Source organism: Providencia sp. PROV189, from assembly GCF_028480065.1.
GTDB lineage: Bacteria > Pseudomonadota > Gammaproteobacteria > Enterobacterales > Enterobacteriaceae > Providencia > Providencia stuartii.
The window spans coordinates 24,107-38,202 of sequence record NZ_JAMPOG010000006.1 but is presented as its reverse complement, the minus strand read 5'-3'; the positions used below and the strand labels follow the sequence as shown (position 1 = coordinate 38,202).

General features: G+C 36.9%; 9 protein-coding genes. All 9 read right to left on the bottom strand.

Features of this window, described 5'->3' with window-relative positions; all coding sequences use genetic code 11:
- Window positions 1-168: 168 nt before the first annotated feature.
- The 9 genes from galU to hpaX all read right to left on the bottom strand — a co-directional run bounded on the left by galU (window position 169) and on the right by hpaX (window position 13,822).
- Window positions 169-1,059 carry a UTP--glucose-1-phosphate uridylyltransferase GalU gene (gene galU / locus PR833_RS05685; RefSeq protein WP_004927318.1) on the bottom strand — a complete coding sequence of 297 codons (891 nt, stop codon included), beginning with the start codon at window positions 1,057-1,059 and terminating at the stop codon, window positions 169-171.
- Window positions 1,060-1,169: 110 nt separating this feature from the next.
- Window positions 1,170-2,063, bottom strand: a complete 894-nt coding sequence (locus PR833_RS05680; protein WP_272525954.1) for a sensor domain-containing diguanylate cyclase — start codon at window positions 2,061-2,063, stop codon at window positions 1,170-1,172.
- Between the two features lie 21 nt (window positions 2,064-2,084).
- The gene (bcsD, locus tag PR833_RS05675) at window positions 2,085-2,540 is read right to left on the bottom strand and encodes a cellulose biosynthesis protein BcsD (protein WP_004927325.1); all 456 of its coding nucleotides are present in this window, start codon (window positions 2,538-2,540) and stop codon (window positions 2,085-2,087) included.
- Between the two features lie 2 nt (window positions 2,541-2,542).
- Complete coding sequence (locus PR833_RS05670; protein WP_272525953.1) at window positions 2,543-6,238, bottom strand: cellulose synthase subunit BcsC-related outer membrane protein; 3,696 nt, start codon at window positions 6,236-6,238, stop codon at window positions 2,543-2,545.
- Window position 6,239: 1 nt separating this feature from the next.
- Window positions 6,240-8,543: a cellulose biosynthesis cyclic di-GMP-binding regulatory protein BcsB gene (locus tag PR833_RS05665; protein ID WP_272525952.1), complete on the bottom strand. Its 2,304-nt coding sequence runs from the start codon at window positions 8,541-8,543 to the stop codon at window positions 6,240-6,242.
- The gene (gene bcsA / locus PR833_RS05660; protein WP_014656739.1) at window positions 8,536-10,647 is read right to left on the bottom strand and encodes a UDP-forming cellulose synthase catalytic subunit; all 2,112 of its coding nucleotides are present in this window, start codon (window positions 10,645-10,647) and stop codon (window positions 8,536-8,538) included. The genes PR833_RS05665 and bcsA overlap by 8 nt, the downstream gene beginning before the upstream one ends.
- 49 nt (window positions 10,648-10,696) lie before the next feature.
- The gene (locus PR833_RS05655) at window positions 10,697-11,032 is read right to left on the bottom strand and encodes a hypothetical protein (RefSeq protein ID WP_004927336.1); all 336 of its coding nucleotides are present in this window, start codon (window positions 11,030-11,032) and stop codon (window positions 10,697-10,699) included.
- 459 nt (window positions 11,033-11,491) lie between these two features.
- Window positions 11,492-12,376: a 4-hydroxyphenylacetate catabolism regulatory protein HpaA gene (hpaA, locus tag PR833_RS05650; protein ID WP_004927338.1), complete on the bottom strand. Its 885-nt coding sequence runs from the start codon at window positions 12,374-12,376 to the stop codon at window positions 11,492-11,494.
- A 75-nt stretch (window positions 12,377-12,451) separates the two neighbouring features.
- A complete protein-coding gene (gene hpaX, locus PR833_RS05645) occupies window positions 12,452-13,822 on the bottom strand; it encodes a 4-hydroxyphenylacetate permease (RefSeq protein WP_004927339.1) in 1,371 nt (456 codons plus the stop codon).
- Window positions 13,823-14,096 lie beyond the last annotated feature (274 nt).

Below are 14,096 nucleotides of genomic sequence, written 5' to 3'. Positions count from 1 at the left end.
TAGCAATAAAAATCCAATCCTGATTTTTAAAGTTGTTATATCTATTTGAATAACAAACAAATATAAAAAATAAAGAACAAGATCTCGCATTAGGCATATAACTAAAAATCAGACTAGCGATTGGATTTTGTTGATTCATAAAATCTACCCTATAAATAGGCGTTATGATTAAACAGTTTCTACCGAATCTTTCAACCAGCGATGAAACTGTGAGCCAAATGTTTGATGCTGACGACTATATTCAAAGAACGCTTTCATATACCCCATTTTATCGCCACAATCATGAGAACGCCCCTTTATGTGATAACCTTCGATAGCATGGGTTTTCAGAAGCATGGATAATGCATCCGTCAGTTGGATTTCATTACTCTTACCAATAGGTGTTTTTGCCAGCAATGGCCAAATCTCTTTACTTAAAACATAACGGCCAACAATAGCTAAGTTTGATGGCGCACTCTCTTTATGTGGTTTCTCTACAATCGCATAGATATTATTAAACTCTCCGCTATGAGTAACCTCATTATGGCAATCTACAATCCCGTAATTTTCGACATGCTCGATATTGACTTGTTCAATTAATATTTGGCTTTTTCCTGTCGAGTAAAAGCGGTCAATCATTGCGGGTAAATTATCAGATGCGTAATTACAAGCATATTCATTAATAATGACGTCTGGTAAAACAACAATAAAATCATTATCACCAATAAAAGGCTGAGCACATAATATCGCATGGCCTAGACCGCTTGCACAGCCTTGTCTAACATGCATAATTTTTAAATTTTCAGGGCAAATACCATTTATTTCATTGAGTAATTGCTCTTTCCCTTTTTGTTCTAATAACGATTTTAATTCAAAAGAGGTATCAAAATGATTTTCAATTGAATTTTTAGATGAATGAGTAACAAATATAATTTCATTGATACCCGCCATATAACATTCTTTTATTATGTATTGTATAATAGGTTTATCTACAAGAGGTAACATCTCCTTAGGTATCGCTTTTGTTGCTGGTAGCATGCGAGTACCTAACCCCGCAACAGGTATGACAGCTTTCAACATATATAATCCTTGATAAATAAAATATTTATTATAATCTTTACTTGTTGAGTGTAGTTTTCAACTAAGTACGGTTTTAAATTTTATTAGTTAAAACAGCTATATAGTTAAACCTAAATACATTTCTTTATTTGATTTCCTCCTTGTTTTTTCGCATGGTATAAGGCTATATCGGCATTTTTTACTAAACTCCCTAAACGCTCACCATCACGCGGGTATTGTGCAATGCCGACACTAATATTGATATTCGATACTTCTCCTTCTAAATGGCAATATGAATAAGTCCCCATAAAGTGAACCAGCTCCCAAAAGATAGATTCTGCATGATGATGTATGTCATTCACCATTAACACAAATTCATCGCCACCTAATCGAGCAAAAATAACCTCACTCGGTAAGTGCTTTTTTACATTTTTAGTGAACTGTTTTAATAGTCGATCACCATAACCATGACCAAAGGTATCGTTTATTTTTTTAAATTTATCAATGTCAATAAGCGCCAAATAGCATTCTGTTTTACTATTTTTGGCTAATTTAAGAGCTTCTTTGCCTTTTCTATAAAAACCATATCTGTTTAATAGTCCAGTTAGAGGGTCATGGTATACTTGGAAAGAGAGTTTATTCTTAGCTGCTATTAGCCTTGTTACTTCAGATAAAATAAGACAGTAATGATAGGCATTGTTGCTATTTTCTTCTATCTCCATTAATCTAGCTATAAAAAATATTTTTTTATTTTCTTTAGTTATAAAAATAATATCTTCAGTGTTACTATAATTAGAAATAAAATCAAGACTGTTTTTTTCTAAAATCAACTGATTATTTATTATGCTTGGCTTATATCCAATAACATCTGCACGATTGTAGTTGTAAGTTTCTAAGAAACGTTGACTAACATATGAAACTCTTCCATATATATCAATTAATAAAAAAAGACAGGTTTGACCAATGATTAAGTCCAATGAGATTTTTTCATTTTTTATTGATAACTCTTTGGTTTTATTAATCATGATAATTTATATTTGATGAATCTATTTAAATAAAGCATAACGAAATATGAAAATATCTTCAGTTGCATTTTCATTCCACAATACAGGCACTGATTTATTACCACCTTGCGATGTTAACCACTGAGTATATAAGCCTTCTAAAATACTAGCGCTAGCTCGACGCCATTTTTTATTGACCGATTTAGGCGCGTGAGGCCACGCACAATGCATAATAAGCAATTCACTATTTGCGGGTGCCATTTTAACAAACCCCCAATTGAACACTTCTAGAACAGTATTAATATTTTTTTCTAATTGACTTAATGTACTTGAATTCTCAATAGTGTGTAATTCACCAAGCTGTTGCCCAATTCGCCGTAGCGTTTTACAGCCTTCATTAGTTTCACCTGACGAAAACTCATAAAATAAAAAATTAATTAAATCATGCCAGCCTGTTTTATAACCACGTTGTAAGTAACTATCTTGGTCAAACATCATTTTTATTTTCCTAGTATATCTTTGTCGAATAAATATTTAAAGTAAATATTAGCTTTTGTCTCATCATAATTACCAAAAGTATTATAACTAACATTCGCTCCAATAAATGAAGATGGTGATATTTTATAGTTAGTCTCTACGCCAAAAGAATAACTTATGCCATTTTTACTGCTCTTTTTATAGTGAGTATCTATATATTCATCATTATCTGTGTAACTGTTTAATTCATCTTGTAGTTGTCTATCTGTAGGGTAATAATCTGCACTTTCAGTCGTGTACGATTGATATCCAACAGTGGAGTTTAATTTTACTGATAAATTATCTAATTTTTGCTCATAAGAAATAGGCAATGAAACTGCAATATATTTCTGTGGGCTGAAATACCCTGCATGCCCTAATGTATAATAATTAAGGTTTTTATCAAATCCCATATAATGAATATTAGCGCCTAATTTTAGAGTTTTATTATTTTCATTTATTCCATAAATATAAGAGCCAGCATTGAGATCAACAGATTGGTTATTAGGAACGTGGGTACCAATATACTTATTAGCGGCAACTTTGGCATAAGTACCATAATGGCTATTATCCCATGCGTATTGTGCTGACAGCGTATTGCGTGTCACGGCTCCCCATGTTCTACCTGTTACACTATCTTTAAGCCCACTGTATGAAAGTTGGCTATCAGTTACCGCTCGCCGTTCGGCTGCTAAAGTTAATTGGCTATGTGGTGAGGTGTTAATTGACCATTCAGCTCCGCCAACTAAGGAAACAATTAAGCCATCACTATTGGTATGCCCGAAATCCAATTGAAAGTTATCGCCTTTCAATAAAATATTTGATTCTAAGCCTTGAATTGAACGGCTATTAATTTCATCGGCATGTACATTAGCGCGTGAAGCACTTTCGACTAGGCTACGGCGATTGGCTCTCGTTAACGCTCCACTGCCCACAAGGCTGGCATTTTCAGCGGGAGTTTTGCCTGAACTAATAACCGAAGGGGATACGCTCAGCGCTAACTTAATATTATCAAGCAGTGGAAGAGAGAGTGTGAGGGTCTCTTTGATTTCGGTAAATTTGCTTAATCCTGACTCCCCTGAGTGGCTGTTTACCTGAATGGTATTATTCAATGCGACAGATGTTTTTTGCTGTAAATCTGTAAGCATCATTTCAATATGGTCTAACTGGGCCTTTTGGCGAGGATTGTGCTGAGTGTGCATGAGTATTTGCCCAGCTAATGGGTGATTTACTGGTAAATAAGTTGGCTGTTCTTGCGGCTGAATTAATCCCCATTGTGCTGTTTTTAATAATTTGAGTGCTTGGGTATTATGACCTTCCAGCTCAGCAAGGCGAGCCGACAAAATCAGGTAATCGGTTTTGTTGGTTGCCTTGATCTCTGCAAAATATTTTCTTGCTGCCACACTGTCGTCATTGTTAATTGCTAGATCAACTAAGCCTATTAATGCATCCTGATTTTTAGGGGAAATAGCTAATAGGTATTGATAAACATCACTCGCTTGCTCGGGTTGATCATTTGATTGATAAACTCGGGCAACAGCTAATAAGAGTTGGCTATTATTCGGATCATTTTTTATTTCTGGCGCTAATATTTCCCAAGCTTCGTTGAGATGACCTTTTTCGCGAAATAAATCGGCTTGTTCGCTGAGGTAGCCCGCTCTAATGTGATTTAACTCTTTTTCGCTGGTTGTGGCGAGTAAAGCCGGGGAGTTCATCAAGCTCTCTGCTTCTGCAAAGTATCCTAAGCGGCGTAAGATAAGGATTTGCTGTGTATAATCTTTTAGGCTTCCTTGTGGTTCAACGGATAGGTTTTGATGGATCACATTTAGCGCCATTTGACTATCACCCGCATCTATATATAGCTGAGCAAGGCGGCCAATATCGGCTGGGTTCTGAGGTAATGATTTAATATTTATTTTTAGGGTATTTAATGCTGCATTGTGATTTCCACTATCAATGTAGTGTTGGGCAATATCAATTTGTTGATTAAATTTAGCGCGATGTTTAAGCTCTGTTATTTCTGCCGTTTGTGATCCACTAGGAATTTTATGAATTAAATTCAATACATCCTTCCAGTGATTTTGCTCGCTTGCCAAAATGATCGCGCTATGCCAAGTTGCAGGTGAAGGATAGGTTGCAACCAAATTATTCATCACTGCATTTGCTTTATGATGATCACCTTTTTTAAGTAGCAGTCTGGCGTAATCGAGGTGCAGCCAAGCATTTTGAGGATCTTTATTAATGGCTTGTGTGAGAATATTTTCCGCTTCATTCACTAAGCCATTATTAAGTGCTTTTTCTGCATTTTTTCGGTATTGCTCACTGAAATTTATTTTTTGCTGATAATCATAGCGCTCAGTAGGAGAGAAGGTTTGTAATAATAGCTCTAATTCTTGATATTTTTTTTGTTCGTTAAATAACCAGACTAGCTGCTCTTTTACTGTTTTATTATTAGGGTAGTTTTGATGAAGCGTCCGATATAACGACTCTGCGCTAGCATAGTCTTTTTTATCACGATAGGTTTGTGCTAGTAATAAATTGAGAGCAAGTTGCTGCTGTGGGTCACTCACACTGGTACTTTTAAGTAAGCTAATCGCGTGATCAAATTGCTGATTACGCGCTAATTGTTTAACTCTATCTAGTTGCGAATAGTAGTTAATATTTTTGATATCTTTTAACCATTGGGCTCTTTTATGATCCGTTGTGTTATTAGCCGCTTCACTTAATAACTTCTCTGCTTCTTGATAGTTTTTTTGACGGAGCGCCACGTAACCCAGACCCGCAGTGGCATCGATATTTTTAGGATCATTTGTTAGCGCTTGTGTGAATTTTTGCTTTGCTTGTTCAAGGCTACCTCTATTTAATAGCGTAAATCCAGCACGAATATCACTGTTACCAATGCGATTGTTATAGTGTTCCATTACAAGGCTATCATTTGGTGATAAATTCATAACATGCTGGTAAGCGGGCAGATCTTTTTCATCGGGTTGTAACCACAGTAGTGCTTGCTTCAATGAATTGACCACCGCCTTATCTTTATTTTCGATCTGGATGAGCTTTTGAATTCCCTCTCGCCTTGTTTTCTCTTGATAGGTTAATACCGTTGCAAGAATACGCTGTACCTTCTCATCTGATGGTGTTTGCTGTGCTATTTTTCTTAGCTCAGCGATTGCTTTTTCTAGGTGTTTTTTACTGCCAGCGAGTGTTTCATAATATTCAATCGCTAAGTCACCACTAGGTGGATTATGCGTAAATAATTTGTCATACGCCTGTATTGCTTGTTCAATCTGACCTTGTGTTGCAAATTCTCGGGCTTTTTTGAGTATCTCATCGGAACGATTTTCACGGGGCGAAAACTGGGCTAATTGTGAAAGCCGCTGATCGTCTGGGGCATATTTTTTGAGTTTATTAACCCAGAGAGCCGCTTCTTGTTTTTTACCTTGCTGAATTTTGTAATATGACATTAGATATAATGCTTCAATATTATATTGCTCAATGGCAAAAACTTTACTCAGCGCATCGTAAGCAAGGTCATAGTTAGATTTACTGTGCCAATAATTGGCTTTTTCTAATAGAACTTTAATGGCTGTTTCATTTTCTAATGATCGAGCTAACGTCGATAGTGGGTATGTACCACAGAGCAAAGTAATAAATACTTTTATTAATAAGCTATTTTTCATTTTATTTTTTCATCCTTGATAGACGTTTGGATTCATGGTTTTTTAATCTTTTAAACAAATACAAACTCATAAGGAATAAGGTGGTAAATAACATAGCCATTAATAGAAATAAATGTTGGCTAAAAAACCAAAGGACTAATGTGTGTAGCGGTAATTCGCCTGATAAAAATGATGCATTAACTCGCAGAACCTTAACATCATCAAAATCATTAAATAGCAAGATATCACCCGATTCGAGTTGTTGTCTTCCAGGCTTATCAATATCATCATGGAGTTTTTTCAGTTGTTCACTGTTAGTCGCAGTTAAAATGGTCACGACTTTGTTGCTAGACCAAGGTGATGGGAAACTGAGTAACCCTCGCCATTTTTGTGAATTTATTAAAATATTGTTTGCTTCTTCAAATTGATTTTTCCATTCTCCGAGTAGAAGCAGTTTCAGTTTCTGCAATAGAGAAGGGGGAATGACTTGTAATTGCCCATAACTATAATGATAAGAGGTATCTTTTATTAGTGGCTTGAATGCTGCGATCTCTTTTAATTTAGAGATTGCAATAATATTCGAACTCGTGAGTTTTAAATTATTTTGTGGTTTTGTTGTATCAGTGAGTATGGTGACCTGACTAACCGGAAAGCCAGTAATGCGTCCTGCTTTTTCCATTAAATGAAGCATTAATGCGATTTCTTCTTTAGCTGGATTTTTGGTTAATAAAATGACGGTATCTGATAAATCGGCATATTTCGTAAATGGGAATAGGCCATTTAAAAACCAAGCCGTATTTGGTAGCTCCCCAAAATTGGAAATATTACTGAGATCAAATGTAGAGCTAGACAATATTTGATTAACAATCTCACCATTATTACGGATATTACAAGGCGTTTCTTGATGCGGTGTGATATTAAAATAAAAGCTTAGTCTGTTTTCACCAAATAAGCTTGCGCTATCAAGATAAAGTGTTGTGCTGTTGTCGTGGTTATTAGTAAAAAACTCCGTGATTGGACTAATAATGCTGTGTTTTTGAGCAGAAATATTTTTTAAAAATTGATAGTTCAATGCGATAGTTAACATCGAATGCTTCATATCAATCCAATTTTTACCATCAAACGTATAGTCTATTTTCACGGGGATTTTGTTCCCTGATAACATGAATACATCAGGTGGAAGGCGAAAAATAATGTTTTTCTCTTCATTCCAAAACAAGCGGGATTGCAGGGCGTCGCGACTTTTAATTATTTGGCTGAAAGTGATTATTTTTTTCGCCGAAAGCCAGTTAGGGGCATCATAAGCTTGCCGTTTTTGTACATGATAGTTGGCGATAGCCATATCGCTGCTGTCAGGTAAATCAGGTGTAAAGAGTTGGTAAGCGGCCTGACGCAGCTCATGTGCATGACGTCCACTAATGACCAAGATTTTGTATTTCTCGTTTACAGGGTTATCTATAATTCTGATATTTGGGCCTTTAGCCTGATTAAAGGAGATCCCTGAAATGGTCTCATCCGCCATTGTGAATAAAACAGCATGCTTTTCCGGTAATTCATCAAGATAAACATTGAAATGGTTCCCTTTTTCCCCACTTTTGATGCCAAAAATAGAGGCTACAATGGCAGAGGCCATTAAGGTATCTGGGGTCGGTGAAGCGGCATAGATAAAAGCAAGTTCATTGCTATTCATTTTTAAAGGATCTAAAAATGGCCGAGGAAAATCCATGAGTGATTTACGCGTATTCATTAATACCCCTTTTAATGCCATTGAGGTTAAAGGGGAAATCTCAAGATTAAGATCTTTTAAGTCTGGGCGCTGGCATGTCCACTCATTATTAATGATGTCATCATTACTAATGATCTGAAAGTTTAAATTGTTCTTTGAAGAGAGAATGGCGTTTGGTACTTTTAAAGTAAAAGTCGATTTATTTTCATGAAGTTGAGATAACGGTATCGAACCTAAAGACTGATCATTTAGCGTTATTTGTAAATTATCCTTTTCGATATTTTCAGTTTCTTTGATTGAAATGATTAAGCGTATTTCTGCATTTATAACAATAAAATCATAGGGCAAAGTAAAACTAATACCAGATTGGAGTTTATCACTACTTAAGGTCAGGCCGTTTATGAGGCCAATTTTTTTCAAGGTAATTTCTTCAGCGGTAGTGTCTATAACATCGCTATTTTTTATTAGCCCATTATTTAATATAAAGTCTAATGGCGCAGAAACTTTTTTCTGTGTATCCACTCTCTCTACGGCAAATGCGGCCGTATGACTTATTAATAACGCGTAAGCGATAAATATTAATTTCAGGCGGTTAAACATGATGCTGCTCTTTACTATTTTGTTTTGAAAGCAAAATGGAATTATCCGTGGCCTTCTTATCTTTACGGATAATGAACAATTCAAATGCACATTGCAGCACGTCGATAAATGACCTTAATGGTTTGTCGTTTGCATGTTTAGGTTTAAACCAAGCATCTGCTCGAGTTAATACAACACGTACAACATCACGTCGAATAGCATGAGTTAAGTGAGCAAATTCCATTCTTAATTGCTTATTATCAATCCATGCTTGCTGGATCGGGATAAATGCTCTTTCTTTGCCTATACCAATGGCAATTTGTGTAATAAATGTCTGTGTAACATTATGCTCAAATGGGAAGTTAAGTCTTGCCCCACTCATGGAGAGATCAATGGATTGAGTTTCTATAACGCTATTATCAGAAAAATAAACGGTCACAGGGATTGATGCAGGAACCCTCGTGGCTCGACGTAACTGTTTGGTCTCTTTTGCTACCGATATAGAAGCGAGGACAATCAGTAAGCTATAAATACCCCATATAAGGTTAATCACAATGACACCGTCATCAATATAATGATATAGACCCATAATCCATTTGAATAAGGCAATCCCAATTGCGGCGACTAAAAGTACGGCGACAATAAGGAGCGGGCGAACGGCCGTGTGATCAAAATAGTTTTTATCTGTTAAATCACCTTTATCAGTAACATTAAATTTACCGAGTTTTGGCGATATTAAGCTCATCAATGTTGGGAGTATTAAATGAAAAGCCATCACTGTTTCATAAATTTCCCCCCAGAAAGAATAGCGATAGCTACCGACAAGTTTTGAATTGACATAGTTAGAAGTAATCAAATGAGGTAGCGCATAAGAAAATATGAGTGTTGCGGATGATGAGATAATATTTAAATCAAATAGAATAAAAACCAAAGGGGATAAGAGGAAAATCGCTCGAGGTAGCCCATACTGAAAATGTAGCATGGCATTTAAATAACAGATACGTTGTGTAAATGTCAGACCTTTACCTAATAGCGGGTTATCGACGCGAAAAATCTGTGTCATGCCTCGTGCCCAACGTATACGTTGGTTAATGTGCAAAGTTAAGCGTTCAGTCGCTAAACCCGCTGAAAGAGGAATATCTAAGAAAGCGGTATTCCATCCCTTACGCTGCAATTTAAGGGCTGTATGGGCATCTTCGGTAACCGTTTCTACCGCAAATCCATTTGTCTCTTTTAAGGCACTACGGCGAATTACCGCACAAGAGCCACAGAAAAACGCGGCATTCCAATTATCGTTACCTTGCTGCACTGGACCATAAAATAGCGCACCTTCATGCGGCGCTCTTTTAGCCGCACTTAAATTACGTTCAAAGGGATCTTTAGAGTAAAAATAATGGGGGGTTTGGATCAAAGCGAGTTTTTCATCGACTAAAAATGCCCCTACTGTTGCTTGTAAAAATACGCGTGTCGCTACATGGTCACAATCAAAAATACAAATCAGTTCACCATGCGTTTTTGTTAATGCATGATTAAGGTTTCCTGCTTTTGCATGGTTATTATCAGGGCGGATCATATAGCCAACTTGAATATCTTCAGCTAACTGGCGAAACGCATCTCGCTTCCCATCATCTAATATATAAATTTTTAATTTATCTTTAGGATATTCGATACACTGTGCAGCAAGCGCTGTATCTTTGACGATATCAATACTTTCATTATAGGTTGGAATAAATAGATCAACCGTTGGCCATAATGAAGTATCTTTCGGTAAGGGGGCGATCGTTCTTTTTAATGGCCAACAGGTTTGAATATAACCGAATAATAGAATAGCTAATGAATATAGTTCCGCAATAAATAGTAATGATCCTAAAATCAGCTCAATATAAGAATCAAAATAAAGGGTCGTTGTTGCCCGCCACCAGATATAACGAGAAGTACAAAGTAGTGATATTAATATCAAGGCAAGCTGTAGTTTTTTATTTTTAAATATTCCAATAAAGAATGTAAATACAATTAACACGCCTCCTAATAGAAACTGTTTATCACTATCTAGAGGAATGATAATTAATAAAATAAATAAGAATAACAAAAGTATAGACGTAACGATTTTGAGTGTTTTTTGCATGTCACTAACTCATAATGAGGTTTTATTATACTATAGGTAAATGAGTATTTTATTTTTTACTAATACTTGAAAAGAGTTCACTCAGTATAACAAGTTGCTCCGTATGAGAAGCTGAGTCCGCTGTATTATGGTAGTGATTATTTTTATAATTAAGGAAATGAGAAAACTCATTAATTGTTGAGTAAGACTCATTTGGTTGGGTTGGCTGGGGCTGAGTCGTTGATTCAGAAACCACTTCAATTTTCTCAGGTAATGGGAGTTCTTGCTTAATAGCCATATTAGATAATGGCTGTTCATCCTTGGATTGAGTGGTTTCTTCAATTTCAAGGAAAGAAAAATTATCCATTTTAAGCTGACGGCTTAATGAATTTAAATCATCGTACATAGTTAACCTTCACCCTGAGAATAACAAACACCATTACACGTAGAATGAGTGATTTTTACCATGGTCTTTTAGGTAAATCATCTTATTTTGATATAATATTTAGTTATAGAATTAAGTAAAAATACCTAATTGATTAATATGTAAATAATCTATAGAGATACGTTATATAACATCCTGATTTAATTTTAAAATATGATGTAATTGTGAAATTTGAATAAATAGTAATTGTTAATTTATTTCATTTTAATAGTTATTATTAATAAATAAAAATGACAATGAAAAATAGAAAATACGCATTGATTATTACTTATAGATATTAGTAATGAACAATTTATAAATAAAGCAGTTTATTAAACATTTTTATTATGGTTATTGCGATAAATAGCAGAGAAACGCGTTAATAGACAGCGTTAAAATTTTCAATAACCACGTGTCATGATTAAGTTTAACTATCATAGATTAGTGGATATTTTTATCTCGCCATTGGCTAGGGGAATCCCCAACTAAACGGTTAAAGAAGCGTGCAAAGTAAGCCGGATCTTTAAATCCAAGTTGGTAGGCTATTTCTGATACAGGGCTGTCACAAAACAATAGCATACGTTTCGCTTCTCGTAATATGCGGTCAAAAATCAGGCGCTTGGGTGGACGGTTAGCGAAACGTCGGCACATATCTTTGAGTCGAGATTCGGTAACACCCAGTTTGTCTGCATATTCGGGAACAGAAAGGTGCTCATGGTAGTGTGAATCAATAAGCTGGTTAAAACGTTGGAATAGGCGATGTTCTCCTCTTACACCACTAACTGGGTGGTCATCAAGGGGAATTGAGCGTAATAGGAAAGTAAATAGCGCTTGAGCTAAAGAGGATAATACCTGATCGCGTCCGGCGTAGCTATTGGCCGATTCGCGAGCCATTAGTGCCCAATAGTGATTAAAAGTTTCAAGGTCATCGGGTTTATCAGCAACGGACAAACAAATCGCAGGAATAGAGACTAAATCAGGGTTAGCAGGGTAAAGTGATTCTAATAAAGGGATGATTAAATCTTGGCGAACGGTCAGCACGTGCCCATCTGTATCTTCTTGAGTAAAAAAGGCATGAGGAACAGAAGGCGGCGTTAGAATAAATAAAGGGGCTTGGACTGAATAACGTAGGTCATCAAGTTGTAATGTGATATGACCTGTTTCAAGGTAGTGCAACTGAAAAAAGCCATCATGTCGATGTGCTTGCATATCACGGCCAAAAAAGGCGGCCATATTACCGAATGTTTGGTAATGAACATCATCATTCCCTTGTGTTTCATCATAATCTTTACTGATATCAATATTGGTTATTAATGATGACACCACATTCTCCCTTTACTCTGTTGGTTTCGAGCCGCAATACAGAGGATTGCGGCTCGACTATTTTGTTATCTTTGAATATTACGGTGTTGCTCTAGGACGTGAGCTCTTCATGGGGATAAATGCGACTAATAGCGCCCCAACGACCAACAACCCAGCGACAAAGTACAGCCCTGAATTGAAGCTACCTGTTTGGTCTTTTAGCCAACCAATCAGTAGTGGGCTGACCGCTGAACCAATATTACCTGTTGCGTTGATAACAGCAATACCAACAGCACGAGCACGTAAACTGATGGATTGGTCTGGCGTGGTCCAGAATACAGCCATTGCGGTAAATGAACCTGTCGATGCCATAATGATACCAATTAATTGGATGACAGGATGATGTGTCAGTGCCGCTAATACCCAACCTGCCGCTGCAAATAGGTAGGGGAGTGCGGTGTGCATTTTACGTTCTTGTAATCTGTCAGAACGCCGGCTCCAATACACCATACCAAGTATAGTACAGAACTGAGGGATAGCCGTCAGTAGGCCTATCATGGCGTTACTACTGCCTTCATTAAAGCTCTGCATAATTTGTGGCGTCCAGATATTAATGGCACTGAGCGTATTGGTCAGGCAGAAATAGGCCACGGTATACATTAAGACAACAGGGGTAAAAATCTCTTTCCATAAGCTAGTATTCTGTAATGCTGTATGGCTTTTCGAACCGTGCGGCTGAACCAATTCTAACTTATCTTGCTCCATCATTTCTTGAAGACTCTCTTTGTCTTCTTTCGTTAGCCATTTTGCTTTATCTGGCGAATCATCAAGGTAGAACCAGACCAGCACGCCTAAGATCACTGAAGGGAAACCTTCCAGCAGGAACAGCCACTGCCAGCCTTTTAGGTTTAAAATACCATCCATTTCGAGGATGTAACCCGATGCTAGGGAACCAAATGCCATTGTGACAGGCATGGCCACCATAAATAAAGCGTTAGCACGGGCGCGGAAATAAGCAGGAAACCAGTAAGTTAAATAAACTAGGATACCCGGTAAAAAGCCAGCTTCGGCGACGCCGACTAGCATCCGCAAAATATAGAGGCTTGTCGGGCCTGTTGCGAACATTGTGGCTGTTGAGGCGATGCCCCACAGTACCATGATGGTGGCAATCCAACGGCGGGCGCCCACAATACCCAACATAATATTGCTAGGTATCCCAAAAATAACATAGGTTGCATAAAATAGTGTGGCAGCAAGGCCAAACATCGTTGATGTCAGACCAATGTCTTTCCCCATAGTCAGACCCGCAAAACCGATATTGATGCGGTCAAGGAAAGAAAAAACAAATAATACAAATAAAAAGACAATTAGGCGGCGAAATAATTTTTTAATTACGCGTTGTTGTGGTTCAGTTAAATTTTTATGCTGTTCAGCAGGATTTTTTTCAGCAACATTGGATAAATTGCTCATTTTGTAATTCCCTCATTTATATGCATTTAATGCTATTATGGGTACAAAAAGCTCTTAGGCAGCCATATAACATGTCTGCCCCGTAGGTACAGGGTTGTTAATGTTGTTTTCCCTTAGCCACCAGATTGATATTTGTAGGGTAATTGGTTTGCCATATTCCAAGTTGTTTCATTATTCGCTCTTGCTCATCTATCCGAGTCACACAATAATCCATGCTCCTCGGCGATTTTTGCTTAGCGCTTAGAGACAAACTCGAAGTATTTACAACCGAAAG

Excerpts from the sequence above, each read along its gene's own strand:
- PR833_RS05670 (WP_272525953.1), bottom strand. The coding sequence starts at position 6,238 with ATGAAAAATAGCTTATTAATAAAAGTATTTATTACTTTGCTCTGTGGT.
- PR833_RS05655 (WP_004927336.1), bottom strand. The coding sequence starts at position 11,032 with ATGTACGATGATTTAAATTCATTAAGCCGTCAGCTTAAAATGGATAAT.
- hpaX (WP_004927339.1), bottom strand. The coding sequence starts at position 13,822 with ATGAGCAATTTATCCAATGTTGCTGAAAAAAATCCTGCTGAACAGCAT.
- galU (WP_004927318.1), bottom strand. The coding sequence starts at position 1,059 with ATGTTGAAAGCTGTCATACCTGTTGCGGGGTTAGGTACTCGCATGCTA.
- PR833_RS05680 (WP_272525954.1), bottom strand. The coding sequence starts at position 2,063 with ATGATTAATAAAACCAAAGAGTTATCAATAAAAAATGAAAAAATCTCA.
- PR833_RS05665 (WP_272525952.1), bottom strand. The coding sequence starts at position 8,543 with ATGTTTAACCGCCTGAAATTAATATTTATCGCTTACGCGTTATTAATA.
- bcsD (WP_004927325.1), bottom strand. The coding sequence starts at position 2,540 with ATGATGTTTGACCAAGATAGTTACTTACAACGTGGTTATAAAACAGGC.
- bcsA (WP_014656739.1), bottom strand. The coding sequence starts at position 10,647 with ATGCAAAAAACACTCAAAATCGTTACGTCTATACTTTTGTTATTCTTA.